The sequence below is a fragment of the Allobosea sp. RAF48 genome, from assembly GCF_052114025.1.
In the GTDB taxonomy this organism is placed as follows: Bacteria; Pseudomonadota; Alphaproteobacteria; order Rhizobiales; family Beijerinckiaceae; genus Allobosea.
In genome coordinates, this window is the sequence record NZ_JBFRDZ010000021.1 from 14178 (window position 1) to 40704 (window position 26527).

Annotated in this window: 30 protein-coding genes; 16 read left to right on the forward strand and 14 right to left on the reverse strand. The window is 67.2% G+C overall.

Annotation, left to right across the window (positions count from 1 at the left end; all coding sequences use genetic code 11):
* Window positions 1-117: 117 nt before the first annotated feature.
* Window positions 118-2703, reverse strand: a complete 2586-nt coding sequence (locus AB4Z10_RS26860; RefSeq protein WP_441473462.1) for an ABC transporter permease — start codon at window positions 2701-2703, stop codon at window positions 118-120.
* A gap of 2 nt (window positions 2704-2705) precedes the next feature.
* Window positions 2706-3407, reverse strand: a complete 702-nt coding sequence (locus tag AB4Z10_RS26865) for an ABC transporter ATP-binding protein (RefSeq protein WP_441473463.1) — start codon at window positions 3405-3407, stop codon at window positions 2706-2708.
* Window positions 3408-3560: 153 nt separating this feature from the next.
* On the opposite strand from AB4Z10_RS26865, the gene AB4Z10_RS26870 reads away from it, so the two are divergent.
* The 4 genes from AB4Z10_RS26870 to AB4Z10_RS26885 all read left to right on the forward strand — a co-directional run bounded on the left by AB4Z10_RS26870 (window position 3561) and on the right by AB4Z10_RS26885 (window position 6413).
* Window positions 3561-4196, forward strand: coding sequence for an arylesterase (locus tag AB4Z10_RS26870; protein ID WP_441473464.1), 636 nt, complete (start codon window positions 3561-3563; stop codon window positions 4194-4196).
* 81 nt (window positions 4197-4277) lie between these two features.
* Entirely contained in the window at window positions 4278-5333 is a 1056-nt protein-coding gene (locus AB4Z10_RS26875; RefSeq protein ID WP_441473465.1) for an aldo/keto reductase, read from the forward strand.
* Between the two features lie 214 nt (window positions 5334-5547).
* On the forward strand, window positions 5548-6120 hold the full coding sequence (gene thpR, locus AB4Z10_RS26880) for an RNA 2',3'-cyclic phosphodiesterase (RefSeq protein WP_441473466.1): 573 nt from the start codon (window positions 5548-5550) through the stop codon (window positions 6118-6120).
* Window positions 6117-6413 carry a 4a-hydroxytetrahydrobiopterin dehydratase gene (locus tag AB4Z10_RS26885; RefSeq protein ID WP_441473467.1) on the forward strand — a complete coding sequence of 99 codons (297 nt, stop codon included), beginning with the start codon at window positions 6117-6119 and terminating at the stop codon, window positions 6411-6413. The genes thpR and AB4Z10_RS26885 overlap by 4 nt, the downstream gene beginning before the upstream one ends.
* Before the next feature lie 63 nt (window positions 6414-6476).
* On the opposite strand, the gene AB4Z10_RS26890 is transcribed toward AB4Z10_RS26885, so the two are convergent.
* Window positions 6477-7139, reverse strand: coding sequence for an RluA family pseudouridine synthase (locus AB4Z10_RS26890; RefSeq protein WP_441473508.1), 663 nt, complete (start codon window positions 7137-7139; stop codon window positions 6477-6479).
* A gap of 157 nt (window positions 7140-7296) precedes the next feature.
* On the opposite strand from AB4Z10_RS26890, the gene ftsY reads away from it, so the two are divergent.
* From ftsY to AB4Z10_RS26910, 4 genes are all read left to right on the forward strand, one after another.
* Window positions 7297-8565 carry a signal recognition particle-docking protein FtsY gene (ftsY, locus tag AB4Z10_RS26895; protein WP_441473468.1) on the forward strand — a complete coding sequence of 423 codons (1269 nt, stop codon included), beginning with the start codon at window positions 7297-7299 and terminating at the stop codon, window positions 8563-8565.
* 8 nt (window positions 8566-8573) lie between these two features.
* Window positions 8574-9203 (forward strand): septation protein A, encoded by a 630-nt coding sequence (locus AB4Z10_RS26900; RefSeq protein WP_441473509.1) that lies wholly within the window; start codon window positions 8574-8576, stop codon window positions 9201-9203.
* Between the two features lie 189 nt (window positions 9204-9392).
* A complete protein-coding gene (locus AB4Z10_RS26905; RefSeq protein WP_441473469.1) occupies window positions 9393-9806 on the forward strand; it encodes an MbcA/ParS/Xre antitoxin family protein in 414 nt (137 codons plus the stop codon).
* Complete coding sequence (locus tag AB4Z10_RS26910; RefSeq protein ID WP_441473470.1) at window positions 9803-10516, forward strand: RES family NAD+ phosphorylase; 714 nt, start codon at window positions 9803-9805, stop codon at window positions 10514-10516. The genes AB4Z10_RS26905 and AB4Z10_RS26910 overlap by 4 nt, the downstream gene beginning before the upstream one ends.
* Before the next feature lie 96 nt (window positions 10517-10612).
* Here AB4Z10_RS26910 and AB4Z10_RS26915 read toward each other — a convergent pair whose 3' ends face one another.
* Entirely contained in the window at window positions 10613-11398 is a 786-nt protein-coding gene (locus AB4Z10_RS26915; protein WP_441473471.1) for an SDR family NAD(P)-dependent oxidoreductase, read from the reverse strand.
* A gap of 116 nt (window positions 11399-11514) precedes the next feature.
* Here AB4Z10_RS26915 and AB4Z10_RS26920 point away from each other — a divergent pair, with 116 nt between their 5' ends.
* Window positions 11515-11952, forward strand: coding sequence for a YkvA family protein (locus AB4Z10_RS26920; protein WP_441473472.1), 438 nt, complete (start codon window positions 11515-11517; stop codon window positions 11950-11952).
* Between the two features lie 160 nt (window positions 11953-12112).
* Here the strand turns inward: AB4Z10_RS26920 and AB4Z10_RS26925 are convergent, their stop codons facing one another.
* On the reverse strand, window positions 12113-13087 hold the full coding sequence (locus AB4Z10_RS26925) for an NADPH:quinone oxidoreductase family protein (RefSeq protein WP_441473510.1): 975 nt from the start codon (window positions 13085-13087) through the stop codon (window positions 12113-12115).
* Window positions 13088-13276: 189 nt separating this feature from the next.
* Between AB4Z10_RS26925 and AB4Z10_RS26930 the strand changes: the two genes are divergently transcribed.
* The 4 genes from AB4Z10_RS26930 to AB4Z10_RS26945 all read left to right on the forward strand — a co-directional run bounded on the left by AB4Z10_RS26930 (window position 13277) and on the right by AB4Z10_RS26945 (window position 16151).
* A complete protein-coding gene (locus AB4Z10_RS26930) occupies window positions 13277-13888 on the forward strand; it encodes an invasion associated locus B family protein (protein WP_441473473.1) in 612 nt (203 codons plus the stop codon).
* Between the two features lie 13 nt (window positions 13889-13901).
* The gene (locus AB4Z10_RS26935) at window positions 13902-14324 is read left to right on the forward strand and encodes a GFA family protein (protein WP_441473474.1); all 423 of its coding nucleotides are present in this window, start codon (window positions 13902-13904) and stop codon (window positions 14322-14324) included.
* Between the two features lie 102 nt (window positions 14325-14426).
* Window positions 14427-15656: a dual-specificity RNA methyltransferase RlmN gene (gene rlmN, locus AB4Z10_RS26940; protein ID WP_441473475.1), complete on the forward strand. Its 1230-nt coding sequence runs from the start codon at window positions 14427-14429 to the stop codon at window positions 15654-15656.
* Window positions 15657-15659: 3 nt separating this feature from the next.
* Window positions 15660-16151 (forward strand): hypothetical protein, encoded by a 492-nt coding sequence (locus tag AB4Z10_RS26945; protein ID WP_441473476.1) that lies wholly within the window; start codon window positions 15660-15662, stop codon window positions 16149-16151.
* A 48-nt stretch (window positions 16152-16199) separates the two neighbouring features.
* Here AB4Z10_RS26945 and AB4Z10_RS26950 read toward each other — a convergent pair whose 3' ends face one another.
* Together AB4Z10_RS26950 and ggt are read right to left on the reverse strand one after the other, a co-directional pair.
* Window positions 16200-16892 (reverse strand): acid phosphatase, encoded by a 693-nt coding sequence (locus tag AB4Z10_RS26950; RefSeq protein ID WP_441473477.1) that lies wholly within the window; start codon window positions 16890-16892, stop codon window positions 16200-16202.
* 64 nt (window positions 16893-16956) lie between these two features.
* Window positions 16957-18693 (reverse strand): gamma-glutamyltransferase, encoded by a 1737-nt coding sequence (gene ggt, locus AB4Z10_RS26955; protein ID WP_441473478.1) that lies wholly within the window; start codon window positions 18691-18693, stop codon window positions 16957-16959.
* Window positions 18694-18820: 127 nt separating this feature from the next.
* Here ggt and AB4Z10_RS26960 point away from each other — a divergent pair, with 127 nt between their 5' ends.
* From AB4Z10_RS26960 to AB4Z10_RS26970, 3 genes are read left to right on the forward strand one after another with little or no spacing between them, the layout of a single operon-like run.
* Window positions 18821-19423 (forward strand): LemA family protein, encoded by a 603-nt coding sequence (locus AB4Z10_RS26960; protein ID WP_441473479.1) that lies wholly within the window; start codon window positions 18821-18823, stop codon window positions 19421-19423.
* Window positions 19424-19463: 40 nt separating this feature from the next.
* A complete protein-coding gene (locus AB4Z10_RS26965; protein WP_441473511.1) occupies window positions 19464-20321 on the forward strand; it encodes a TPM domain-containing protein in 858 nt (285 codons plus the stop codon).
* Entirely contained in the window at window positions 20321-20926 is a 606-nt protein-coding gene (locus tag AB4Z10_RS26970) for a TPM domain-containing protein (RefSeq protein ID WP_441473480.1), read from the forward strand. The genes AB4Z10_RS26965 and AB4Z10_RS26970 overlap by 1 nt, the downstream gene beginning before the upstream one ends.
* A 21-nt stretch (window positions 20927-20947) precedes the next feature.
* On the opposite strand, the gene AB4Z10_RS26975 is transcribed toward AB4Z10_RS26970, so the two are convergent.
* From AB4Z10_RS26975 to AB4Z10_RS27005, 7 genes are all read right to left on the reverse strand, one after another.
* Window positions 20948-21715, reverse strand: coding sequence for a DUF1223 domain-containing protein (locus AB4Z10_RS26975; protein WP_441473481.1), 768 nt, complete (start codon window positions 21713-21715; stop codon window positions 20948-20950).
* Window positions 21716-21783: 68 nt separating this feature from the next.
* A complete protein-coding gene (locus tag AB4Z10_RS26980; RefSeq protein WP_441473482.1) occupies window positions 21784-22755 on the reverse strand; it encodes a lipid A biosynthesis lauroyl acyltransferase in 972 nt (323 codons plus the stop codon).
* A gap of 119 nt (window positions 22756-22874) precedes the next feature.
* Window positions 22875-23897, reverse strand: coding sequence for a zinc-binding dehydrogenase (locus AB4Z10_RS26985; RefSeq protein ID WP_441473483.1), 1023 nt, complete (start codon window positions 23895-23897; stop codon window positions 22875-22877).
* Between the two features lie 16 nt (window positions 23898-23913).
* Window positions 23914-24198, reverse strand: coding sequence for a type II toxin-antitoxin system RelE/ParE family toxin (locus AB4Z10_RS26990; protein ID WP_441473484.1), 285 nt, complete (start codon window positions 24196-24198; stop codon window positions 23914-23916).
* The gene (locus tag AB4Z10_RS26995) at window positions 24195-24437 is read right to left on the reverse strand and encodes a CopG family ribbon-helix-helix protein (protein ID WP_441473485.1); all 243 of its coding nucleotides are present in this window, start codon (window positions 24435-24437) and stop codon (window positions 24195-24197) included. Before AB4Z10_RS26995 ends, AB4Z10_RS26990 begins: the two co-directional genes overlap by 4 nt.
* A gap of 55 nt (window positions 24438-24492) precedes the next feature.
* Complete coding sequence (locus AB4Z10_RS27000; protein ID WP_441473486.1) at window positions 24493-25239, reverse strand: SDR family oxidoreductase; 747 nt, start codon at window positions 25237-25239, stop codon at window positions 24493-24495.
* Window positions 25236-26516 (reverse strand): beta-ketoacyl-ACP synthase, encoded by a 1281-nt coding sequence (locus tag AB4Z10_RS27005; RefSeq protein ID WP_441473487.1) that lies wholly within the window; start codon window positions 26514-26516, stop codon window positions 25236-25238. Before AB4Z10_RS27005 ends, AB4Z10_RS27000 begins: the two co-directional genes overlap by 4 nt.
* Window positions 26517-26527 lie beyond the last annotated feature (11 nt).

Here is a 26527-nt window from a genome sequence, read left to right on the forward strand (position 1 = left end):
CCGGTTCTTACAAGGGCTGGCCATGATTAGGACCGGCCGAGTGATAGAAGTTCGGCACTGCACAAAGGCAGAATTACAGGATTTTAATGTCTATCGAGAGACGTTCCCAGATAGTCATCATAAATTCCTGAGATGAGAAGCAGGCGCTTTCGCGAGTATTTTTATCGTACCGACGAGCCCGAACAGGACGGTGACACTGACCGCTGCAGTCGCGGCCAGTATGGCGCCGGTCGGATCACTGACGAATTCGATCCGCATCACTTGCGTGACGATGCCCCAGCCCGCCGCTGTACCCGCGACAACGCCGAAGACGGCCGCGACGAGGCCGATGGCGGCGTATTCAAGGGCGTACGACGAAAGTATGAAGCGACGGGTCGCGCCGAGGGTCTTCAGGATCATCGCGTCATAGAGCCGCGCCCTCTGTCCGGCGGCGAGTGCGCCGCCCAGCACCAGCAGGCTCGCGGCGATGGCGAGGCCGGAGGCACCGCGGATCGCCATGGCGAGCTGGGCGACGATGGTGTTGACCGCTTCGAGCGCGTCCTTGACCCGCACTGCCGTGACGGCGGGGAAATCGAGCGCGAGGCGGCGCATCAGGACGGCGTCGGTCGCGCCCTTGCCATCCGGGCTCGTCGCGATGGTCGCGAGGTTGGTGTGCGGCGCGCCGGCGAAGGTGTTGGGCGAGAACACCATGACGAAGTTGATGCCGAAAGAGCGCCAGTCGACGGTGCGGAGATTGGCGACGCGGGCGGTGATGTTGCGGCCGAGCACGTTGACGGTGAGCTTGTCGCCGATCTTCAGGCCGATGCCGGATGCGTTCTGGGCATCGAAGGAGACCAGCGGCTCGCCGCGATAGTCCGCCGGCCACCACGCGCCGGCGGAAACGCGCGAGCCTTCCGGGATTGTCGCCGCATAGGTGATGCCGCGGTCGCCATCCAGCACCCAGGCGGATTGCTCGCTCGCCTTGATGTCCTCGGCGCGGGTCTCGTTCACGGCGACGATGCGGCCGCGCATCATCGGCACGCGTTCGGTCTTCGCGCCCGGCCGCTGCTCGAAGAGGAAGGCATCGAAGCGATCGGAATCCCGGCTGGGCACGTCGAGGAAGAAGAAGCTAGGCGCCTTGTCGGGCAGGGCACCGGTGAGCTGCCGGGTCAGGCTGACGTCGATGAAGGAGAGCGCCGAGAGCAGCGCGACGCCGAGGCCGAGCGAGAGCACGAGCGAGGGCGTCAACGCGCCCGGCCGATGGCTGTTGGCGAGTGCCATCCGCAGGGCCGGGCGGCGCGGGCGCGGGATGCGGCGGGCGAGCGCCATCAGCCCGAGCGAGACGGCGCGCAACAGCACGAAGACGCCGAACATGACGCCGATGTAGATCAGCGCGATGCGGCGGTCATAGGCGAAGCCGATGGCGACGCCGGCGAGCCCGGCCAGCGCCAGCGCGCAGAGGATGAGGTAGATCGCACGCGGGCGGCGCGGGTCGGGCTCGATGCGATCGCGGAAAAGGGCCGAGACCGGGGTGTCGTGCGCCCGGCCGAGCGGAATGATGGCGAAGACGAACGCCGTCAGAAGCCCGTAGAGCGCGGCGATGGCGAGCTCGCCCGGTGCCAAAGTGGGTTCGAACGGAACCGGCAGGATGCTCTGCACGACGGCGCCGAGACCGAAGGGGGCTGCGGCGCCCAGCACGAGGCCGATCGCCGTGCCGATAGCGGCGACGAGCATCACCTCGGTGAGGTGGATGGCGACGACGCGGCCACCGCTGGCGCCGACCGCCTTCATCGTGGCGAAGTCCAGCTTCTTGGCCTCGACGAAGCGGCGCACCGCATTGGCGACGCCGACGCCGCCGACCAGCAGGGCGGTGAGGCCGACCAGCGTCAGAAACTGGGTGAAGCGTTCGAGATTGCGCTGGAAGCTCGGCGCGGCGTTGGCGCGCGAACGGATCTCCCAGCCCGCCTCTCGCTGCTCGCTGCCGACAGCCGCGATCACCTTCTCCAGATCGCCGTCGCCGGAGGCGGTCGGCGGGAGCTGGAGGCGGTAGGTCCAGCGGATCAGGCTGCCCGGCTGGATCAGGCCGGTAGCCCGCAATGCCTCCTGCGACATCAGGAGGCGCGGGCCGAAGCCGATGCCGGCGGCGATCTTGTCGGGTTCGGAGACCAGATTGGCGCGCAGCTGGATCTTGGCGCCGCCGATCGTGACGATGTCGCCGGGCTTGAGGTCGAGCCGGCCGAACAGGACGGGGTCGGCAACTGCGCCGAAAACGCCGTCGCGTTGTTCCAGTAGGCCGGGGAGCGGCGCCTGCGGGTCGGTTTCGACCGCCCCGATGCCCGGATAGGTGGAATCGACCGCCTTGATCTCGACGAGGGCTGCGCCCTTGTCGCCGGCATTGGCCATGCCGCGCATCGTCGCGATGCTGGAGATGGTGCCGCGGGCCGTCAGGAAGGCGAGTTCCGGCGGCGTCGCCTCGCGGTGGATCAGGCTGAAGGCGGCATCGCCACCGAGGATGCGCCGGCCTTCGCGGGCGAGACCCTCGGTCAGGCCGCGCGAGGCGGAGGCGACGGCGGCGATGGTCATGACACCGAGCGCCAGGCAGGCGATGAAGACGCCGAAGCCGCCGAGGCCTGCGCGCAGGTCGCGCAAGGCGAGCCGCAGGACGAGGCCGATGCCGAGCGGTCGAGAAACTGGACTCTGGGGCGGCTTGACGAGGGCGTGCATCGTCAGGCGACCGCCATCGCGTGCTCGGCCTCGATCACGCCGGAGCGCAGGCGGACCGTGCGCTCGCAGAGCGCCGCGAGCGAAAGATCATGGGTGACGAGAACCAGTGTCGCGCCACGCTCGCGCTTCAGCGCGAAGATCAGGTCGACGATCGCGCGCCCGGTCGATTCGTCGAGATTGCCGGTCGGCTCGTCGGCGACGAGGATCGCCGGATCAGGCGCGACGGCGCGCGCGATGGCGACGCGCTGCTGCTCGCCGCCGGAAAGCTGGGCCGGGTAGTGGTCCATGCGGTGGCCGAGACCGACATTGCGCAGTTCGGCCTCGGCGCGGGCGAAGGCGTCGGGATGGCCGGCCAGCTCCAGCGGCAGCGCCACGTTCTCGCGCGCCGTCATGGTCGGCACGAGGTGGAAGGACTGGAAGACGATGCCGATATGCTTGCCCCGGAAGACGGCGAGCCCGTCTTCGTCGAGAGCGCCGAGATCCTGCCCGGCCACGCGGACGAGGCCCGAATCCGGCCGCTCCAGCCCGGCCATGGTCATCAGCAGCGTCGACTTGCCGGAGCCGGAGGGGCCGACGAGACCCGTCGCCTCGCCATCCGTCAGCGACACCGAGACGCCCTTGAGGATATGGACGCGGGCGGCGCCGCGGCCCAAACTTAGGTCGACATCCTGCAACTCAATCGCCGGGGCGGCCTTCTCGCTCATCACGCCATGATCCTGACTTCGCTATCCATCGCCTTCACCGCTGGCACCGGATCACGTCCCCAGCGGGGCGCAATCATGTCGTGGCACGGTTTGCGGCCATATGGGCGCGGTTTCACGCTTATCCAATCGGTTGCGGCGTTTTTCGTCGCCGCCATGCTGCTTTTCATCGGTTCCAGCGAGATGGCCAGCGCCCAGAACTCCCAATCCAATCCAGCCGCTGCGAAGCCGCTGAAGCTCGTCGCCTTCGGCGATTCGCTGTCCGCGGGTTACAACCTGCCCGGCAGTGCCGCCTTTCCCGCCGTGCTGGAGCAGGCGTTGCGCCAGAAGGGCGTCGCTGTCGAAATCGTGAACGCCGGCGTTTCCGGCGACACGACCCAGGGCGGGCTGGAACGGCTCGACTGGTCGGTGCCGGACGGCACAGACGGCGTCATCCTCGAACTCGGCGCCAACGATGCCCTGCGCGGCGTCGACCCGGCGCAGACGCGGCAGGCGCTGGAAGCGATGATCGTGCGACTGAACGAACGGAAGATCCCGGTGATGCTCGCGGGCATGTATGCGCCGCGCAATCTCGGCGAGGATTATGCGAAACGTTTCGACGCAATCTATCGCGAGCTTGCGGAGAAGCACGGGCTGGTGCTTTACCCCTTCTTCCTGGAGGGCATCGCGGGCGACCGTGCTCTGAACCAGGCGGATGGGCTCCACCCCACGGCCGAGGGCGTCACCGTCATCGTCCGGAACATCCTGCCGACGGTCGAGCGCTTCATCGCCACCCTGCCCGCCAGGTCCTGATCCGTCCGCGGATTCTCCGCGCGACGAATCCCCGATTCTTGCATCGCCGCCCGCCGGCCCCGCTTCCGGAGTTGCTTCGCCATGGAATATCGCCGCCTCGGGCGCACCGATCTCAAGGTCTCGGTGATCTGCTTGGGAACCATGACCTGGGGAGAGCAGAACACGGAGGCCGAAGGCCACGCCCAGATGGACTACGCCGTCGAGCAGGGCATCAATTTCTTCGACACCGCCGAACTCTACTCGATCCCGCCGAAGCCGGAGACGCAAGGCTCGACCGAGCGGATCATCGGGAGCTGGTTCAAGGCCCGCGGCAACCGCGACAAGATCATCCTGGCGTCGAAGATCTGCGGGCGCGGCGGCAATACCTGGTTCCGCGACGACAAGAGCCCGACGCGGCTGACGCGCAAGCAGATCCTCGAAGCCGTCGACAAGAGCCTGCAGCGGCTGCAGACGGACTATATCGATCTTTATCAGATCCATTTCCCGGAGCGGCCGATGCCCTGGGGCTCGAACCCGACGCGTTTTTCGAAGGCGGCCTATGAGAAGCCGGCCGACGAGACCTCGATCCCCGAGCAGCTCGACGCCTTCGGCGAACTGGTGAAGGCCGGCAAGATCCGCCATCTCGGCCTCTCAAACGAGAGCGCCTGGGGCACGATGCGCTTCGTGACGGATTCGGAGGCGCGCGGCACACCGCGCGTGCAGTCGATCCAGAACGCCTACAACCTGCTCAACCGCACCTTCGAAACGGCGCTCGCCGAGGTCGCGCTGCGCGACGATGTCGGGCTCCTCGCCTATTCGCCCCTGGCGCAGGGCTATCTCACCGGCAAATATCTCGACGGCGCACGCCCGGCGGGCGCACGCACGACGCTGTTCGATCGTGGCCAGCGCTATGAGGGCGCCGGTGCCGAGGATGCGATCAAGCGCTACATCGCGCTCGCCCGGGAGGCAGGCCTCGATCCGGCGCAGATGGCGCTGGCCTTCGTCAACAGCCGCTCCTTCGTGACGTCGAACATCATCGGCGCGACCTCGATGGAGCAGCTCAAGACCGATATCGCCTCGATCGACGTCAAGCTGTCGCTCGAAATCGAGGCGAAGATCGACGCGATCCATCAGCTCGTCGGCAATCCCTGCCCCTGACGGTGTGACGTCATTCCCGGGCCGAAGCGGAGCTTCGGCCCGGGAAGCTCCGGACGCGACGGCGCCGCGAGCCTCTTCCGGCATGAGATGCCCGGGTCGAGCCCGAGCATGACGATGATGTCGCCGGTGCAATATCCGCAAAAACGGTTCCCTTGAGCCGGCTGCGCGCTTACCGTCTCGCCAGAGTCACAATTGCTTGGCAAGGGATTCACTCATGCCGAGGCTTTTCATCGCTCTGGAAATTCCCGCCGAGGTTGCAAGCGAGCTGACGCTGCATCGCGGCGGCCTGTCGGGGGCCCGCTGGATCGAGCCGTCCGACTACCACATCACCCTGCGCTTCCTGGGCGATGTCGACCGGCGCATGGCGAACGATGTCGACCACATGCTCTCCGATATCGGCGCCTATCCCTTCGAGGTCACGCTCGACGCGCTCGGCAGCTTCGGCGGCGACAAGCCGCGCGCCGTCTTCGCCCGCGCAATGCCGACGAAGGCACTGACCGATCTGCAGGGCGATATCGAGCGGCAGATGCGCCGCATCGGGCTGCCGGCGGAGGGCCGCAAATTCGTGCCCCATGTCACGCTGGCGCGGCTACGCGACACCATGCCGACCGAGGTCGCGCATTATCTCGGCCTGCATCCGATCATCAGGCCGATCAGCTTCACAGCGCGCCGCGTCGCGCTGATGTCATCGCGCGATTCGATCGGCGGTGGGCCCTATGTGCTGGAAGCCGCCTATCCGCTCGGCCCGTCCTACCCGAATCGCCTGCCGCGGGAGATTCGCCGATGACGAGACCGAAGCGGCTCTCTCCGGAGGCACAGGCCGAGGCGCTGGCAACGTTGACCGGCTGGAAACTGGTGCAGGGGCGCGAGGCGATCACCCGGCGCTTCGTCTTCCGCGACTTCAGCGAGGCCTTCGGCTGGATGACGCGGGTCGCATTGCTGGCGGAAGCGATGAACCATCATCCCGAATGGTCGAACGTCTACCGGACGGTGGAAGTGACACTCGCCACCCATGATGCTGGCGGATTGACGGAGTTTGACGTCAAGCTCGCCCGGGCGATCGACGCGCTGGCGAGTTGACGAGGGTTCACCGTCATTCTCGGGGCAAGCCCGAGCATGAAGGCCAAGTCTTTGTCCAGGCCGTCAGGGACTGCTCCACCCGCAAGCCCGCAGCGCCGCCAGCATATGCGGTGGTGGCGGCGCCTCGACCTGGATCGGCTCGCGCTTGCGGTAGAGCGGCACGGTGATGGCGCGGGCATGAAGCTGAAGGCCCGGGCCGCCCTCGCGCGGCGCCGTGCCGTAGATCTCGTCGCCGAGCATCGGCCATCCGGAGGCCTGGCAATGGACGCGTAGCTGATGCGTGCGGCCAGTCAGCGGCTCCATGGCGAGCCAGGCGAGAGGGCCGCTATCGTCCTGCCCGCGCCCGAGCACGCGATAGCGGGTCTGCGAGGGCAGGCCGGCGGGATCGACCTTCATCCACCAGCCGCGCTCGGGCGAGCGGCGCGCCAGCGGCAGGTCGATCAGGCCTTCGTCCTCGGCTGGTTCGCCCTGGACGATCGCCCAGTAGGTCTTGCCGATCCGGCCATCGCGAAACATCTGGTTGAGCTCGGCCATGGCGCGGGGATGGCGGCCGAGCACGAGGCAGCCGGAGGTGTCCTTGTCGAGCCGGTGGGCAGCCTCCGGCCGGCGCGGCAGGCCGAAGCGGAACTGATCGAGATAATCGGTCAGGACGGGAATGATGCGGCGCTTGGCCTGCGGGCCGCGATGCGAGGGCAATCCGGCGGGCTTGTCGATGACGAGCATCATGGCGTCGCGATAAAGCAGCGGCACCGGCAGCTCCTGGTCGATCTGCCCGGGGGATAGCGAATTTTCTGGTCGGTCCGGCGCTGCCATGGCATTGCGCTAGCGAAGCCGGCCCGGCGGCGCAACCAAAGATGCCCGCCGAACCGAAGACAGGATGGCGATGAGCGAGACCGAACCGAAGAAACGCGGCTTCTTTTCGAGGCTGTTCGGGCGCGAGGAAGAGCCGGTGAAGCCGGCACAGGCGCCGGAGGCGGCGACCGAGCTGGCGGTCGAGCCTGTAGAGGAGCTGACGCCGGAAGTCGAAGAGATCGCTGCTCCGCCGGTTGCCGACGCGGAAGTGCCCTCTGTTGAGGTCCCCGCTCCCGAGCCCGCCGCACCACCGGCGCCGGTCGAAAGCGCTGCGCCTCCGATGGAGCCGGAAGGGGAGCCCGAGGTCGCCGTCGTTTCGCCGCCCGAGCCCGTTACGGCTCCTGAGCCTGTTTCAGTCCCCGCGCCGCAGCCGAAGCGGAGCTGGTGGCGGCGCCTGACCGAGGGCTTGTCGCGGACCTCGTCGGCGCTGACGACGGGGATCACAGACCTCTTCACCAAGCGCAAGCTCGATGCCGGCACGCTGGAGGATCTCGAGGACATCCTGATCCAGGCCGATCTCGGCCTCGCCACCTCGGCCCGCATCGCCAAGGCTGTCGGCGACGGGCGCTACGACAAGCAGATCGAGCCGGCCGAGGTGAAGGCGATCCTGGCGCGCGAGGTCGAGACGATCCTCGTGCCCGTGGCGCAGCCGCTGGTGATCGACGCCACGAAAAAGCCGTTCGTGCTATTGATGGTCGGGGTCAATGGCTCCGGCAAGACCACGACGATCGGCAAGCTCGCTGCGAAATTCCGCGCCGAGGGGAAATCGGTGATGCTCGCCGCCGGCGATACCTTCCGCGCGGCCGCGATCGAGCAGCTGCGCGTCTGGGGCGAGCGCACCGGGGCTGAGGTCGTCTTCGGCCAGCAGGGCGCCGATGCCTCGGGCCTTGCCTTCGAGGCGCTGCAGAAGGCCAAGGCTGATGGCACGGACGTGCTGCTGATCGACACCGCCGGGCGGCTGCAGAACAAGCAGGGGCTGATGGACGAGCTCGCCAAGGTCGTGCGCGTCATCCGCAAGCAAGATCCGAGCGCACCCCATGCCGCGCTGCTGGTGCTCGACGCCACCGTCGGCCAGAACGCGATCAGCCAGGTCGAGGCCTTCCGCGAAACGGCAGGCGTGACCGGGCTCGTGATGACCAAGCTCGACGGCACGGCGCGCGGCGGCATCCTGGTGGCGCTGGCGGCTCAGTTTGGCCTGCCCGTGCATTTCATCGGCGTCGGCGAGAGCGTCGAGGATCTGGAGCCGTTCTCGGCGCGCGACTTCGCCCGCGCCGTCGCGGGGTTGGGAGAGGCGGCGTGAGCGAGACGATGAGGCAGGCGGTGGACGCGGCGGGCAAGGGCAAGGCGGTGAATCCGCTGCTGAAACTGGCGCTCGAGTTCGGGCCGCTGGCGATCTTCTTCTTCGCGAATTCCTACGGCGACCGGCTGTTCCACGTTGCTGAGGACCGGCGCATCTTCGTCGCGACCGGCATCTTCATCGTGGCCTCGCTGGTGGCGCTGGCGCTGGCGCGGGTGCTGATGGGCTATCTGCCGCGCATGGCGATCGTGAACGCCATCGTCGTCACCGTCTTCGGCGGGCTGACGCTGGCGCTAGACGATGCCTTCTTCATCAAGGTCAAGCCGACCATCGTGAACGCACTGTTCGGCTGCGTGCTGCTCGGAGGGCTGTTCTTCGGGCGCTCGCTGCTCTCGCTGGTGCTGGAAACGGTGCTTCAGCTCGACGAGGAGGGCTGGCGCAAGCTGACCTTCCGCTGGGGCCTGTTCTTCTTCGTGCTGGCCGCGCTGAACGAGGTGGTCTGGCGCACGCAGACGCAGGATTTCTGGGTGGCCTTCAAGGTCTGGGGCGTGATGCCGCTGACCATGGCCTTCGCCCTGGCGCAGACGCCGCTGATCCTGAAGCACGAGATCAAGCCGACGAAGATCGAGGATAAGGTCTAACCGACCTCCGCGCCGTCATCCCGGGCAAGCGACGATGTCGCCCCGATCCGGGATCAATGCCGGAGCTTCCGATGAAGCTTCAGACATGGATCCTGGGCCTCCCTTCGGTGCCCGTAATGACCGCGCCCTAAGAGGACCTTGCCATTTGGCATCATTGTATCCATTTTATGCCAAATGGAGAGCGATGCCATGGCAACCCTGCTGCGCGTCGAGACGGCCGAGCGCGATTTCGCTCCCGATCCGATCACGGACGAAGAGGCGGCCGCCATGTTCCGGGCTGCCGTGAACCTGTTCCGGCTCTGGCGCGTCACCGACGAGGAAGCGGCGGTGCTGATCGATCTGCCGGTCAGGAGCTACCGGCGCTGGAAAGCCGGCGAGATCGGCCGCATCTCGCGCGACGGCAAGGCACGGCTCTCCAACCTGATGGGCATCCACAAGGCGCTCCGGCTGATCTTCGTCGAACCGCAGCGCGGCTATGACTGGATCAAGCGGCCCAACAGCGATTTCGCCGGCAAATCGGCGCTGGATGCCATGCTCGGCGGCGAATTGACCGACCTGATGCGGGTGCGCCGCCTGCTCGACGCCGAGCGGGGCGCCTGGTGATCGATCCGGCGAGCCTGCCGGTCGTGGAGGTCGAATGGCGCGGGGCGGTGCGGATCATCCGCAGCATCTTCCCGCCGATCGACCTGTTCGAGGATATTGCCGACCCGGCCGACTGGTCGCTCCTGATCGCGGCCGAGCAGAAGACCAATCCGCGCCTGATGGAGACGATCGGCAACCTCGATCTCGTGCCGCCGGAGCGGCGCGTATCGGGGCCGGGCGCGACCTGGCTGATGGCGCCCTTCACCCATGTCAGCCCCGATCGGCCGAGCCGTTTCAGCGACGGCGGCTTCGGCGTGCTCTATGCGGGCGATCGTTTCGAGGTCGCGTTGCTCGAGACGATCCATCACCATACCCGTTTCATGCTGGCCACAGTGCAGCCGCCGGGCTGGACCTCGCAATTCCGCGAGATCGTCCTGGAGATCGATGCCGCGCTGCATGATGTCCGGGCACTCGGGGCCGAAGGTTCCCCTCTGCTCGATCCGGTGGATTATGCCGCAAGTCAGGCTCTCGGCGTCGGATTGCGGGAGATCGGCTCGGCAGGCGTCGTCTATCCCAGCGTGCGCTGTCCCGACGGCGAATGCGCCGGGCTGTTCTATCCCGATGGAGCCAGCCACCCGGTGCAGGGACGGCATCTCGACTATCACTGGAACGGCGAACGGGTGGATCTCTACCGGGACCGCGGTGCCGGCGAGGTCTACCGGATCGTCTGAAGGCGTCATTGCAAGGAGCGTCAGCGACGAAGCAATCCAGGGGCGGAAAAGTTCCACGCGCCCCTAGATTGCTTCGCTGCGCTCGCAATGACGACCCTATTTCGGCGCGAGGCGGATCGCGCCGTCGAGGCGGATCGTCGTGCCGTTCAGCATGTCGTTCTCGATGATGCTGCGGGCCAGCGCGGCGTATTCCGCCGGGCGGCCGAGGCGCGAGGGATGCGGCACCGAGACGGCGAGCGAAGCCTTGGCTTCCTCGGGAAGGCCGGCGAACATCGGGGTCTCGAACAGGCCGGGCATGATCGTGACGATGCGGATACCGACCCCAGCGAGATCGCGAGCAATCGGCAGGGTCATGCCGACGACGCCTGCCTTGGAGGCGCCATAGGCGGCCTGGCCGATCTGGCCGTCCTCAGCCGCCACGGAGGCGGTGCAGATGATGACGCCGCGGCTGCCATCGGCGGTAATCGGATCGAGCCCGGCCAGCGCCGCGGCGGATTTCGCGATGATGCGGAAGGTGCCGGTCAGGTTGATCGCGACCGCCTTCTCGAAGGTGGCGAGGTCGTGTGCGACGAGCTCGCCGGTGTCGCGCTTCTTCGACACGACGCGGCGGCCGGGCGCGATGCCGGCGCAGTTGACGATGATGCGGGCGACGCCATGGGCAGCGCGGGCCCTGGCCAGCGCCTCGTCGACGGAGGTTTCGCTGGTGACGTCGCAGCTGCAGAAGATGCCGCCGATCTCCTCCGCGATCGCCTCGCCGCGCTCGGCGTTGAGGTCGAGCAGCGCCACCTTGACGCCCTGGCCGGCGAGCATGCGTGCCGTCGCTTCGCCGAGGCCGGAGGCGCCGCCGGTGACGATGGCGGCGAGGGAGGAATCGAGTTTCATGGCGCGTTTCCCGTTCGTCTTGGTTTCAAATCCGGTTTAGAGGGCGTCGCAGCCTGCTCCAAGCGGGTTTTCCGGCAGGCCTCTTGTGCAGGATTGCGGCGGGGCCATCTTTCGACATGGCGGGCCCGGACGAGGCGCGCGACCATGAGCGTCACCGGACGCCAAGGAGCAGGACAGGAATGAGCGAAGGGTTCAGCGCAAGCTTCAGCCGCGAGGAGATGGAGGCGATCCGCAAGAGCCTGCGCGACGAGGCGAAGTTCGGCACCGATTTCATGGCCCGACTCAAGCGCGTCGCGAAGCGCATACCGTTTGCCGAGGATCTGCTGGCCGCGTGGTTCTGCGCGCGCGATCCGGCAACGCCGCGGCGCGTGCGCATGACGCTGCTCGCCGCGCTCGGCTATTTCGTGCTGCCGGTGGATGCGATTCCCGACTTCATGCCGCTCATCGGCTTCACCGACGATGCGGCGGTCATCGCGGCCGCCATCGCGGCGGTGGCCGGCTCGATCACACCCGCACATCGCGAGCGGGCGAGGAGCGCGCTGGCGGAGCTTTAGTGAGCTTTCACTGGAAATATGCGGTCATCCCGGACAAGCGGCGCAGCCGCGCTGATCCGGGATCCATGCCTGAACCGTGCCGGAATGGATCCCGGGTCTCCCTGCGGTCGCCCGGGATGACGGCGCTGGGTGTCATCACGGCATTCTTGAAACTCAGCCGTCACAGCGTCAGGACGATCTTGCCCTTGGCCTTGCGGTCGCCGATCAGCGCATAGGCTTCCGTCCAGCGCTCCAGCGGGAAGGTGGCGTGGACATGGGCGCGGATATGGCCGCCTGCCGCCCATTCCAGCAGGCGCTCCATGTTGCGCCGATGCGCGGCCGGCTCGCGGGCGACGAACTCGCCCCAGAACACGCCGCGCAGGTCGCAGCCCTTGAGCAGAAGCAGGTTGAGCGGGATCTTCGGGATCTCGCCCCCGGCGAAGCCGACGACGAGGTAGCGCCCTTCCCAGGCCATCGACCGCAGGGCCGGCTCGGCGAACTCGCCGCCGACCGTATCGTAGAGCACATCGACGCCGCGCCCGTTGGTGAGCTTCTTCAGGGCGGCGCGGATGTCGTTCTGCGCATAGTCGACCTCCTCCTGCGCGCCATGCTCGCGGGCGAGCGCGAGCTTGTCGGGCGAGGAGGCGCAGGCGATGACATGGGCGCCGAGGAGCGCGCCGATCTCGACCGCGGCAAGCCCTGCTCCGCCGGAAGCGCCGAGGATCGCCAGCGTCTCGCCCGCCTTCAGATGCGCGCGCTGGATCAGCCCGTGCATCGCGGTGCCATAGGTGACGAACAGGCTGGCGGCCTGCGCGTCGTCGAGCTTGTCGGGCACGCGAACCAGCGCCTCGGCCGGCACCGCGACCTTCTCGCGCGCTGCGCCATAGCCCATCCAGGCCGCAACGCGCTCACCGACGCGCCAGCCGGTGACACCTTCGCCCAAAGCGGCGATGGTGCCGGCGCATTCGGCCGAGGGAGAAAAGGGGAAGGCCGGCTTGGTCTGATAGCGACCCCGGATGATCAGCGTGTCGAAGAAATTGAGCGCAGCCGCCTTCACGGCGATGACGACCTCGCCGGGGCCCGGTTTCGGCTCCGGCAAGGCGCGGATGACGAGTTCCTCGGCCGGTCCGAGGTGTTCGCAGAGCAAGGCCTTCATCGTCGATCCACCGTTGCCGCCCTGGGCGCCGGACTGTGCCATGGCCGCCCGGCGCGGGGAACCAGCCGGCAACGGAGCCGTTCGCATTTTCGCCAGGATCGTAACACTCTATTCCGCCGTCCAGCGCGATCTGCCCCGTCAGCACGTGGTAAACGCGGTATTAAGTTTTTTAGTGACTGATGGCGGTCCATGATCAAGTCCTTCTTCCGCACCCGCGACGCCGCATTTTTCCGCATCGCCGCCGCGCTCGGCCTGACGGCTGGATTGCTGGCTCTGGCCGGTCTGCCGGCTGAGGCTGCTCCGGCCAAGCCGAAGCCTGCCGCTACCGCCGCCGCCACGCCTGCCGCCAGTCCCGGACAGGGGCAGGCGATGCTGCTGGAGACGGCCGGCAAATGGCAGGCCTTCTCATCGCAGCAGGGCCGTTCCAAGGTCTGCTATGCGCTGGCCAAGCCGGAAAGCCGCTTGCCGGTGAATCTCAAGGATGTCGAGGGCATGCTCTTCGTCTCCAGCCGGCCGGGTGAGGGCGTCCGCAACGAGATCAGCTTCGTGATGAACTTCGACGTCAAGGAAGGCGTCGAGCATCAGGCCCTCATCGGCAATGATCGCTTCGCGCTGGTCGCCAAGGGCCAGAACATGTGGCTGAAGAACCCGGCCGAGGAGCCGCGCATGCTCGACGCGATGCGCCGTGGCTCCGGGCTGGAGATCAAGGCGACCTCGAAGCGCGGCAACGCCACCGCGGACAAGTACTCGCTCGCCGGGATCAGCCAGATCGTGAAGCGCGCCGAAGACGCCTGCAAATAAGGCGATCGGCACCATGACGCCGGCCGCGACCACAATGGAGCGCCGGCTGCGGGGGCGCTGCTATTGCGGGCAGTCGCGCTACGAGGTGGCGGACGCCTTTCGCTACGCCGCCAATTGCCATTGCTCGCAGTGCCGGCGCACCACCGGGTCGGCTTTCAAGCCCTTCGCCGGCATCGAGCGCGACAAGCTCTCCGTCATCGACGGAGCCGAAAGCCTGCTGATCGTCGGAGAGGTCCATAATCACGACGCGCATTGCGGGCGCTGCGGCTCGCTCCTGTTCTCCGTCGTTCGCGATGGAGCCTATGTCCACGTCGCGCTGGGTACGCTCGAGGATGCGCCGGGCGTCCGGCCGGACCGGCATATCTTCGTCGGCTCGAAGGCGCCGTGGTTCGAGATTACCGACGATCTGCCGCAGTTCGGCGGACATTCAAGCTAGGCGCGCGCAGCACATATCTGTGACGATTTCCGGTTTTCCCGCATTTGTGCTAGGGAGCGGCGAAATCCCGCGCCTTCCCAGATGGGCGACGACAGAGCTCCGATGACCGTGTCCGTTTCCGCACCTGCCGCTCCGGCGGCCGAAACCGTTTCTCGACGCCCCTCGCTGGTGGGGCGTACCCGCGCCGGCCTCACCGAGGCGCTTGCCGAGATCGGCGTTCCCGAGAAGGAGCGGCGCATGCGCGTCGGCCAGCTCTGGAACTGGATCTATCATTACGGGGTGCGTGAATTCGACGCGATGACGACGATCGGCAAGGGGCTGCGCGGGCAGCTGGCCGAGCATTTCTCGCTCGACCTGCCGACGGTCACTGCCGAGCAGGTCTCGACCGACGGCACGCGCAAATGGCTGATGCGCATGCCCTCGACCGGCCCGCACGACCGCGGCGCCGAGATCGAATGCGTCTATATCCCCGAGGTCGACCGCGGCACGCTCTGCGTCTCCAGCCAGGTCGGCTGCACGCTGACCTGCACCTTCTGCCATACCGGCACGCAGCGCCTGGTGCGCAATCTCACGACCGAGGAGATCGTCGCGCAGGTGATGGTGGCGCGCGACCGGCTCGGCGATTTCCCGAATCGGGCGGCGCCCGATGGCGCCTTCGTGCCGAATGATGGCGGGCGCTTCGTCTCGAACATCGTCTTCATGGGCATGGGCGAGCCGCTCTACAATTTCGACGGCGTGCGCGATGCGATCGCCGTGATCACCGACGATCAGGGCCTGTCGATCGGGCGCCGTCGCATCACCGTCTCGACCTCCGGCGTGGTGCCGCAGATCGGCCCGCTCGGCGAGGAGATGGGCACGATGCTGGCGATCTCGCTGCATGCGGTGCGCGACGATTTGCGCAACGAGCTGGTGCCGCTGAACAAGAAATACCCGATCAAGGACCTGCTCGAGGCCTGCCGGAACTATCCTGGCCTGTCGAACGCGAAACGGATCACGTTTGAGTACGTCATGCTCAAGGGCGTGAACGACTCCGACGCCGAGGCGCGGGAGCTGGTCCGGTTGCTCAAGGGCATCCCGGCCAAGATCAACCTGATCCCGTTCAACCCCTGGCCCGGCACGAAATACGAGTGCTCGGACTGGGACCGGATCGAGCGCTTCTCCGAGATCGTCTTCCGCGCCGGCTATGCCTCGCCGGTCCGGACGCCGCGCGGGCGGGACATCCTGGCCGCCTGCGGCCAGCTCAAGAGCGAGACCGAGAAGCTCTCGGCCCGCGCCCGGCTGATGCTGGAGCAGGAAGAGGCGCAGTCTGCGCCGGCCGTCGCGGCGGAGTAAGCCTTGCTACGCTGGATTCTGCTGATCCCCTTCGCCTGCCTCGTCGCGATGGGGGCGGGGCTGTTCTTCCTGGCCATGGCGAGCGTAGCTTCGCCAGCGGTGGCGCTGCTGATCGGCGGCGGCATCGAGCGGCTAGTCGACATCCTGTTCGGGCTGGCCGAAAGCGGCATCGACCCGGCACCTGCCGCGCAGGCGGCTTTCGGCCTGATCGGGCGGCTGGGGATGGCGATCATCGTCGCGCCGGTGGTGCTGGTCGCGATCGGCAGCGAGCTGTTCCGGCTGCGGAGTGGCCTGATCCAAGCCGGATTGACCGGGGCGCTGGCGGCGCTGCTGCCGCTCGCCATGCTGAGATTGTCACGCGCGCCGAGCCACGCGGAGATCCAGATCATCTCCGGGCTCTTCCTGGTCGGCGCTGCGACGGGCTTCGTCTACTGGCTGATCGCCGGACGCGGCGCCGGCGGCGAGCGCAATGCGGCCGCCGCCCCGCGTCATTGAGCGACGCTCAGAGCGCGCGCCGATCCAGATTGCAACGCAATCCGGCTCTTAGAGCCCGAGCACCTTCCGCAGTTCAGCCTTGGCGGCGGCGAACTCGGTTTGGAATTCCGGCTGCTCCATGATCCGAGCGGCGATGACCGATCCGGCGATCCGGCCGGCTTCGATATCCGAGCGATAGTGAATCCCGCCGATCACGCGGTTCCAGCCATAGGCCCAGGCCCTGTCCATGATCTCGGTGCGCTTCTCCGGCACCATGTTGGACAACACGATGCCCATGAGTGTTCCGACGGTGGTGTGGCCGGACGGATAGGCGCCGGAATTGGAAATCTTCACCACCGGCTTCACCAGCGCGCTCGCCTGATGCGGGCGCGGGCGCTTCCAGCTGTCCTTGGCCGGATCGACCACCGCGCCTTCGGTCGAGACGACGCGATCGAAGAAGGCCGAGAACACAGGCAAGGATTCGGCCTTGAATGCCGGACCCATGACGCCGGCGAAGCGCCAGATGTCCTCGACGGCATCGGCCTGAGCCTGCGCTTCCATCTCGGCCGAGCGGGTGACCTGGATGGTGAGAACTTCGCCGAGCTCGGCCTTGGTCTGAGCGGAGTCCTGGGCCGGCGGCGGCTTGAGGACGGCGCGCAGATCGATGGAGGCGGCTGTGGCGAAGGGCTTGGCTTCTTCGGCTCTTAGCGGCGGGGCAGAGAGCGCGAGCAGGGTCAGGAAGGCGAGAGCGACGGAGCGCATGAGAGTGGTCCTCGGTGGAGCGCGGGATGCACGCGCTCGCAAGATGACAGTGTCATGACGCAGCTCAGTCCCCGATCGCGACACCCTCCCGCCGTCCATCGGCGCCGCCAAGGAAACCCTCGGGCGTCTTGACGATGGCCTGGGTGCCGGAGGTCATCTCCAGCAGCCGGACCTCGTGGCCCTTCGCTTCCAGCGCGGCCTTCCAGGCCTCGGCCTCCGTCCCCCTTTCCAGCTCGGTCGGGCCGTTGCGGCTGCCGAAATTGCCGAAGTCGACCGCCTGTTGCGGGTCCATCTTCCAGTCGAGCAGTGCGACCAGCGTCTTGGCGACATAGCCGATGATCTGGCTGCCGCCCGGCGAGCCGGTGACGGCGTAGAGCCGGCCGAAGGCATCGAAGACCAGTGTCGGTGCCATCGAGGAGCGCGGCCGCTTGCCGGGCTCGACGCGGTTTGCGACAGGCTTGCCGTCTTCCTCCGGCGCGAAGTTGAAGTCGGTCAGCTCATTGTTGAGCAGGAAGCCGCCCTTGGTCATCAGGCGCGAGCCGAAGCCGTCCTCGATCGTCGTGGTCATGGCGACGGCGTTGCCGTCCGCGTCGACCACCGAGATATGGCTGGTGCCGTTCTCGATGCCATCGGAGGGAGCGAGGAGCTGCGCCCGCTTGTTCGGAGGGTCGCCCGGCCTGGCCTTGCCCATCGATCGTTCCGGGCTGACGAGGCTGGCGCGGGAGCGGATATAGTCGCGGTCGATCAGGCCGCGCACGGGCACGCTGATGAAGGCGGGATCGGCGAGATAGAGCGCCCGGTCGGCGAAGGCGAGCCGGCCGGCTTCGCTGAACCAGTGCGCCGCCTCCGCGCCCGGACCGATCCGGCGCAAATCCTGTTCTTCCAGCACGCCCAGAATCTGCTGGATGGCGACGGCGCCCGAGCTCGGCGGCCCCATGCCGCAAAGGCGCCAGATGCGGTAGCTGCCGCAGACGGGCTCGCGCTCCTCGACCTTGTAGGCTGCGAGGTCGGCGAGCGCCATGTCACCGGGATTGGTGGGGTGACCGGCGACGGTCGCGACGATGTCCTCCGCGATTGCGCCCTCATAGAACGCTTTCGCGCCCTGCGCGGCGATGGCGCGCAGCGTGGCCGCGAAGGCCGGATTCTTCAGGATAGTGCCTACGGCCTTCGGCTTGCCGTCCGGCTCGTAGAAATAAGCGGCGGCGAGAGCGTTCTTCGGCAGATTGGCCTCGCCGGCCAGCAAGCCATTGAGGCGAGGCGAGATGGCAAAGCCCTCCTCTGCCAGCTTCAGCGCCGGCGCCACAACATCGGCCCAGGGCAGCCTGCCCCAGCGGCGATGCACCTCTTCCAGGAGCTTCAGCGTGCCGGGCACGCCGACCGAGCGGCCGCCGATGACGGCATCGGCGAAGCGCATCGGCTTGCCGTCCTTCATGAAGCGATCCGGCTTGGCAGCCGCCGGCGCTGTCTCGCGGCCGTCAAGGGTGGTCACTTTGCGAGTGGTCTCGCCCCAATAGACGAAGAAGGCGCCCCCACCGATGCCGGAGCTCTGCGGCTCGACCAGATTGAGCACGAGCTGGGTGGCGATAGCGGCGTCGGCCGCACTGCCGCCGGCGCGCAGAATGTCGCGCCCGGCTGCAGCGGCGAGCGGATTTGCGGCCGCGACCATGAAGCGCTGGGCGGTGCCAAGTGTCCTGATGCTACGCCCTGTGGCGGCTTCGGGCGCCGGGGCGAGCAACTGGGCGGTCGCGATCTGGGTGGTCAGCAGGGCTGCGGTCAGGGGCAGAAGGAGGGGTAGGCGCATGGCTCAACTCCGAGGATAGCGGGCAGAATAGGCCATTCGCCGCGGTCTGCCAGCTTGGACCGGCGCGTCGCGACAGGTAGAGTTCCGAATCGAGACCGTTGTGACGCTGCCAAAAGGGGTTTTCGGCATGTCGTTTTCCACCCATCTGCGCCGCCCGATCGCGTGGCTCGTGCTCGGCCTAATCGGCGTCGCGCTCGCCGGCTGCGGCTATAACAACGTGCCGACGCTGGAGGAGAAGGCGAAGGCGGCGTGGTCCGAGGTGCAGAATCAGTATCAGCGCCGGGCCGACCTGATTCCTAATCTCGTCGAGACGGTGAAGGGCTATGCCGCGCAGGAGCGCGACGTGTTGACCGCCGTGATCGAGGCCCGCGCCAAGGCGACGCAGGTCAAGGTCGATGCTTCGACCGTCAACGACCCCCTGAAGTTCAAGGAATTCCAGGATGCGCAGAACCAGCTCACCGGCGCGCTGGGGCGGCTGCTCGTCACGGTCGAGCGCTATCCGGATCTGAAGTCGAACCAGAACTTCCTCGCCCTGCAGTCGCAGCTGGAGGGTACAGAAAACCGAGTGGCGGTGGCACGGCGCGACTACATCCAGGCCGTGCAGGCTTTCAACACGGAGATCCGCACCTTCCCGGGCGTGATATGGGCGAAGCTGTTCTGGGGCGCAAAGCCGATGGAGACCTTCACGGCCGCCACTGGTGCGGAGCGGCCGCCCGCGGTGAAGTTCTGAAGCGCATCGCGTGATGCTGGGCATCGCGTCATGCCCGGGCCTGACCCGGGCATCTCCTGCCAGAGATTCTCGGCTCTGCGCTTCGCTGCGCCCGAGAAAGACGCTCTGGCATGTCGCGCTGGCGCTGTCTCTCCTGCTCTGGAGCGGCCTCGCGCACGCCGCCGAGCCGTCCTATCCCAGCCTGACGGGCCGGGTCGTCGACGGCGCCAACCTGCTCGCCCCCGACGTCCGAAAGCGGATCGAGGACAAGCTCAAGGCACATGAGGACAAAACCTCCGATCAGGTCGTCGTCGCGACGGTGCCGTCGCTTCAGGACGTCACGATCGAGGATTTCGCCAACGGCCTCTTCCGGCACTGGAAGCTCGGCGAGAAAGCCAAGAACAACGGCGTGCTGTTGATCGTCGCGCCGAAGGAGCGCAAGGTCCGCATCGAGGTCGGCTACGGTCTCGAAGGGGCGCTGACCGACGCGCTCTCCAAGGTCATCATCACCACCGCCATCGCGCCGAAGTTCAAGACCGGGGATTTCGCCGGGGGGATCGATGCCGGGGTGGATGCCATCCTGACGATCCTGGCCGGCGATGCGGAGGAATGGCAGCGGCGCGCCGAAGTCCGCTCGGACGAGAGCACATTGGGCGAGGACATCGCCGTCATCGTCGCGATGCTCTTCATCTTCCTGTTCATCGTCGCCTTCCTGCGCAGCGTGAGCCAGCAGGGCGGGGCGCGGCGGCATCGCCTGCGCAACGGGCAGTGGGTAATCCTGCCCCCGAGCACAGGCTCCGGATCCGGCTGGAGCAGCGGTTCCGGCTGGGGCGGTGGCGGAGGCGGCTGGAGCTCGGGCGGCGGATTTTCGGGTGGCGGAGGCTCTTCCGGCGGTGGCGGGGCTTCGGGAGACTGGTGATGGATGCCGCTGACAGGGATGCGATCGCGGAGGCCGTGCGCCGGGCCGAATTGCAGACGGCAGGCGAGATCGTGGTCGTGATTGACCGGGCGGCTTCGAGCTACCGCAACGTCCCGGTGGTCATGGCGCTCACGCTCGCGCTGTTCGTGCCGTGGCCGCTGCTGTCACTGACGGCGTTGAGCGCTCAGCGCATATTCATGATCCAGCTTTTCTGCGCCGCGCTGCTGCTGGCAGGGCTCCTTTGGTATGGGCGCGGCGGGCGCTTCGTGCCGGGCTTCGTCAAGCGCCGGCGGGCGCATGAGGCGGCGCTGCGCGAATTCACGGCGCGGGGCCTGACGCGAACCAGGGCGCGCACTGGCGTGCTGCTCTATATCGCGCTGCAGGAGCGCTATGCCGAAATCCTCGCCGACACCGGGATCGACGGGCTTGTGGACCAGGACACCTGGGGTGGCATCATCGAGCCGCTGCTGGCGGCGGCGCGCGAAGACAGGCTCACCGAGGGGCTGATCAAGGCGGTCGATGGCGTCGGCGTGGTGTTGGCACAGCACGCCCCGCCGGTTCCCGGCGATGTCGACGAGCTGTCGAACAAGGTCATCCTGCTCTGAGGCAAGGCCTCGGCAGGGCGTTCAGCGCGTCGCCGGCCCCTTGGCTGCAGCCAGGATGGCGCCCGGCATCATGTAGCCATGCTTGCCCGGCCGGTCGGCCTGAATGACGACGACATAGCCATCGGCCTCCGGCGCCTGCGTCGCGGACAGCGGGGCGGTGACGGTCATCTCCTTGCCGTTCCAGTCGCCGACACGGACCATGCCGCGCACCACATTGGCGTAGGTCAGCGTCTTGCCCTGGTTCTCGCCGCGTATGATCGGCACGGTGGCCTGATGTGTCGTGGGCAATACCCAGATGCCGGCTGCTTCGTCGGTTGCAGCGGCAGTCGGAGCGATATTGATCTGGAGGCTGCCGTTCTCCTCCTTCAGCGCGAGCTTCGCGGCGAAGCCGGTGGCGGCGAACTGGTTGACCGCCTTCTCGATCTCCGCCTTCTCCGAGCCCACAGCATGGGAAGAGCCGCTGATGACGATCTGCGGGGTGTAGACCTGCCCGTCGCCGCGGGCCTTGGCATAGAGCTTCTGGCGCTTCGCGAAGGAGTCCTTGCCGAGCGTGTCCTTCCAGCCGAGATAGTCCCAATAGGTCACCGGCAGCGTCAGCGCGATCAGTGTCGGGTCCTTGGCCAGTTCGACGACCAGCGCATCGGCTGGCGGGCAGGACGAGCAACCCTGGCTGGTAAAGAGCTCGAGCACCGCCCTGGGCGCCTTCCCTGCCGTCTGCGCGAGGGCCGTCGTCACGCCGAACACGAGGACGGCGGCAGTCACAGCGGATTGGCGCAGGACAGGGAGCATGATCTCGACTTTGACGACGACTTATTTTCCGAAGGTTACCAAAGCCAGCAATTCATCGAAGAGGGAAATCACGTTGCCTTGAAAACGGGCATGGTCGCGCGGGCGTGATCGAATTTTGCCAGTGCGGCAGGCGAAATCATGTTGGGGCGCCAGCGGCGATGCATCCAGAGCCATTGTTCAGGGTACTCGCGCACCCAGCCTTCGACCACCGCCGTCATCATCGCCATGGCGCCCTGCACGTCGATCTCGCCCGCGGCGTCGCGCGGCAGGTCGAGCGGCGGCGTCAGCTCCAGCCGGAAGCGGAGGTTCGGCAGCCGGATGACGCGGACGCCATGGACCGGACACTCGAAGCGGCGGGCGAACTTGCCCATGATCGGGTTGGTCAATGCCGGACGTCCGAAGAACGGTACGACGACGCCCCGGGTGAAATGCTGGTCGATCAGCATGCCGAGATGGCCGCCATTCTCGAGCACGCCCTGCATGGCAAAGGCCGCTCCCTGCTTGGCAGCGGCGAGGCCGCCCATGGCGCCGGAGCGGATCTCATGCACGACGGCGGCGATCGCCGGGTCGTTGGGGGCGCGAAAGACGGCCGTCGTCTCGAGATCGTAGGCGGCGGCGCAGATCGCCGGCAGTTCCCAATTGGCGAGATGGGTCGAGAAGATCAGGCCGGGTTTGTCGTCCTCCTTGAGCGCGATGAAGTGCTCGATGCCCTTGACCTCGATGCGCGAAGGCTTGTCCGGATTGTGGTAGTCGTAGTCGAACAGCGTCTTCAGATGGGCATATTCGCCGGCGACGCGGCCGAGATTCTCCCATGCGCCGCGTGCGATGCGCTTCACCTCCGCCTCGTCCTTCTCGGGAAAGGCGGCGCGGATATTGGCGAGGGCGACGCGGTTGACCGGGATGACCGGGCTCGCCGTGCGCAGCAGCCAGCCGCCGAGATTGCTGGCACGTTCTGGCCCGAGCAGGCGCAGGAACGCGAACAGCGTGCGGATCACGCCAATCATCACCGCCGCGCCGATGCGCGCGGCGATTGCTTTCAATCGTCTCAAGGTCGGTCCAGCCTCAATCGCCCGTGCCGAGAGCAAGACCGGGCCTGAAAGGCGCGATCTGGGGCAGGAATGCGCCGACGTCAAGTCTTGCGCCGGAGCAGGCGGCTTGCTCAGAAGGCGATGACGACCTTGCCAAAGACCTTGCGACCCTCGATGCGGGCGAGGCCCTTCTCGAATTCGGCGAGCGGGAACACCGAATCGATCACCGGCTTCATGCCGCCGGCCATCTTCTCCAGCGACTGCGCGATGTTCTCGATGCGGCAGCCGAACGAGCCGGTGATCCGGTATTGCTGCTGGAAGAGCTGCATCAGGTTGATCGTGGCGGAGGGGCCGGAGGTCGCGCCGCAGGTGACCAGCCGGCCGCCGCGCTTGAGGCAGAGCAGCGAACCGTTCCAGGTGTCCGCGCCGACATGCTCGAAGACGACATCGACGCCCTTGCGGCCGGTGAGCTTGCGCACGACCCCCTCGAAGCGGTCCTCGCGATAGTTGATGACGTGGTCGGCGCCGAGGGCCCTGGCCTTGGCACCCTTCTCGTCGTCGCCGACCGTCGTGTAGACCGTGCAGCCGATCGCCTTGGCCATCAGGATCGCGGCCGTGCCGATGCCGGAGCCGCCGGCATGGACCAGCACCGACTCGCCGGGCTCGAGCTTCGCATTGTCGAACAGCATATGCTGGACCGTGCCGAAGCCGATCGGCGCGCAGGCGGCGTCCTCGAAGGAGACGCCCTTCGGTGCCTTGATGGTCAGGCGCGCCGGGCGGTTCAGCAGCTCACGGGCGAAGCCGTCGATATGGAAGCCCATGATGCCGGCGACGTTCTCGCAGAGATTGTCGCGGCCCTCGCGGCAGGCCTTGCACTGGCCGCAGGTGTCGGCACCGTAGGCGGTGACGGTGTCGCCGGGCGCGAAGCCGGTGACGCCCTCGCCGACGCAGACGATCTCGCCAGCGGCCTCGACGCCTGCCGCCTGCGGCATCTTGCGTTTGGCGAAGGCCATGCCGCGGAAGCCCCAGAGGTCGAGATAGTTCAGCCCGACCGCCTTGATGCGGATCTGTACCTCGCCCGGAGCGGGCGGCGGCGGCGGCTCGATCTCCTCGAGACGGAGGTCACGGTCGCCATGAAGCTGGAGGGAACGCATGAGGATTCAACGTCTTTCAGAGCTGGTCCGGCCATTGCCGGGAGGTGTGGAGAACCGCGAGGATTTCGACGCGGCCATCACTGACGCGGTAAGGCAGGATATAGGGCGTGCCGGGCACGACAAGTTCGCGGGTTCCATCGCTCCGGCCCGGCCGCCCGATTTCCGGGTGGCTCACGAGTACGGCGGATCGCTTCTCGACCAGGTCGACCAACGCTGCAGCAGCAGATCGGCTATCCTTCGCGACGAACGCAAATATCTGGTCGAGTTCGCGCAGCGAGCGTTTCGTCCAGACGAGCTTCACTCGGCCGTGGCCTTGTATTTGCGGAACACGGACTCGACTTCTTCCTCAGTCGCGAACTCGCCGCGATCCGCCTCGGCGATGCCTTCCTTGATCCGTTGGATCTGCCAAGCATTCAGCTCGACATAGGATTCGATCGCTTTCGCGGCGATCCAATTGCGCGAGCGGTCGGTGTCGGCGGCAAGCGCGTCGAGCTTGGCCAGCATCTCGTCGTCGAGGCGGATGGTGAAGGCTGCCGTCATGTCGGGTCACTCCGGTTCGAAGTGAACCGTATCACATGCGGCCACCTTGGTCGATTCAGCGGTGCACGCCGAGCTGGGCGGTCAGGCCGCCGTCGATCGGCAGCACGGTGCCGCTGATATAGGCTGCGGGCTCGCTCATCAGGAAGGCGGCGAGGCCGGCAACCTCTTCGGGCTTGGCGAAGCGGCCGGCCGGGATCTGCGACTGCATCTTGTCGCGATAGGCCGCGTAGGGCGCCATCATGTCGGTGTCGACAAAGCCCGGCGCGATCACGTTGACGGTGACGCCCCGCTTGCCGGTCTCGACCGCCAGCGTCTTGGCGTAGGAGATCAGCGCACCCTTGGAGGCGGCATAGGCTGCATTGCCCGGATTACCGCGCAAGGCCGCGACAGAGCCGATGGCAACGATGCGGCCGGCCCTGGCGCGGATCATGTTGCGCATCAGGCTCTTGGCGAGGCGGGCGAAGGCCCAGAAATTGACCTGCATCGCGGCTTCGGCCTTCGCCTGATCCATCATCGCGGCGAGGGAATCATAGGGCTGGCCGGCATTGTGGACGAGGCCGAAATAGCTCTCGCCCTCGCGCGCCTCGCAGAAGGCGTCGAGCGCGTCCTTGTCGGAGAGGTCGAGGGGCAGCGCGGCAACGCTGCGGCCGGGATGGCCCGCGGCGATCTCCTCAGCCAGCGCCTTCGCCTGCTCGGCGGAGGAGCGGAAGGTGAAGTCGACATCGTGCCCGGCCGCGGCGAGCGCGCGCACGATCGCGGCGCCGACGCCCTTGGCGCCGCCGGTGACGAGAACCTTGGTCATGCAGCCTCCGGAGGCGCCGTCAGCACGAGGCAGGTGTTCTGGCCGCCGAAGCCGAAGGAATTGGAAATCACCGTCCGCACCTTCGCCTTGCGTGCCGCGTTCGGCACGACGTCGAGCGCAATGGCAGGGTCGGGGTTCGTGTAGTTGATCGTCGGCGGGATGGTACCGTTGGCAATCGTCAGGAAAGAAATCACTGCCTCGACCGCGCCGGCCGCCGTCAGCGTGTGCCCGATCATCGACTTGTTCGAGGAAATCGGCAGTTTCGCCATGCGCTCGCCGAAGACGGCGGCGCAGCTCATCGCCTCCATCTTGTCGTTCTCCGGCGTCGAGGTGCCGTGGGCGTTGATATAGTCGACATCGTCGGGGGTTAGCCCGGCATCGGCCAGCGCATCCTGCATGGCGAGGATGGCGGGCTTGCCGTCCGGGCTCGAGCGCGTGCGATGGAAACCGTCGCCGCGCTCGCCACAGCCCGCGACGATACCCAGGATGGTCGCGCCGCGCGCGAGCGCGTGGTCGTAGTCCTCCAGCACCAGCGCGCCGGCGCCCTCGCCCATGACGAAGCCGTCGCGGTTCTTCGAGAACGGCTTGGCGGCGCCTTCCGGCGGATCGTTCTGTGTCGAAAGGGCCGACAGCAGAGAAAAGCGGATCAGCGCCTCGGCATGGATCGAGCCGTCGGTGCCGATGCAGAGTGCAGCTTGCGTCTCGCCGCGGCGGATTGCCTCGACGCCCATCTGAATCGCGGTCGCGCCCGAGGAGCAGGCTGTCGAGAGCGAGATGGGCGAGCCCTTGGTGCCGAAGCGGTCGGCGATGTGGTCGGCGACGCCGCCGAAGACGAAGAGCTCGTGCATGGCCGCGAACTTGCGGGTCGCGGCAGCGCGCAGCAGGCCGTCATAATCGACCTCGCCATCGACCGCCTCGGCGAGTTCCTGCTTCTGCGGCCATTCCATCTCGACGGGCGGGACGGCCATGAACAGCTCGCCGGGAAAATCGCCGCGCTGGCCGAGGCCGCTCTGACCGACCGCTTCTTCAGCGGCGAGGGTCGCGAGCTTCTCGGAGAGCTGGGGGGCGGTGAAGGGACCGTCGAAGAGGAAGTCGACCGTGCCGCCGATAGTGGTGCGCAGCCCTTCGGTCGGGAAGCGCTCGATGCGGTGGATGCCGGACTGGCCGGCGGTCAGCGCCTGCCAATTGGCGTCCTTGCCCTGGCCCAGTGAAGTGACGACGCCGAGGCCGGTAACGGCGACGAGCGGACGGCCCTTGGCATCACGATGCGTGGTCATGGCTTCAACCT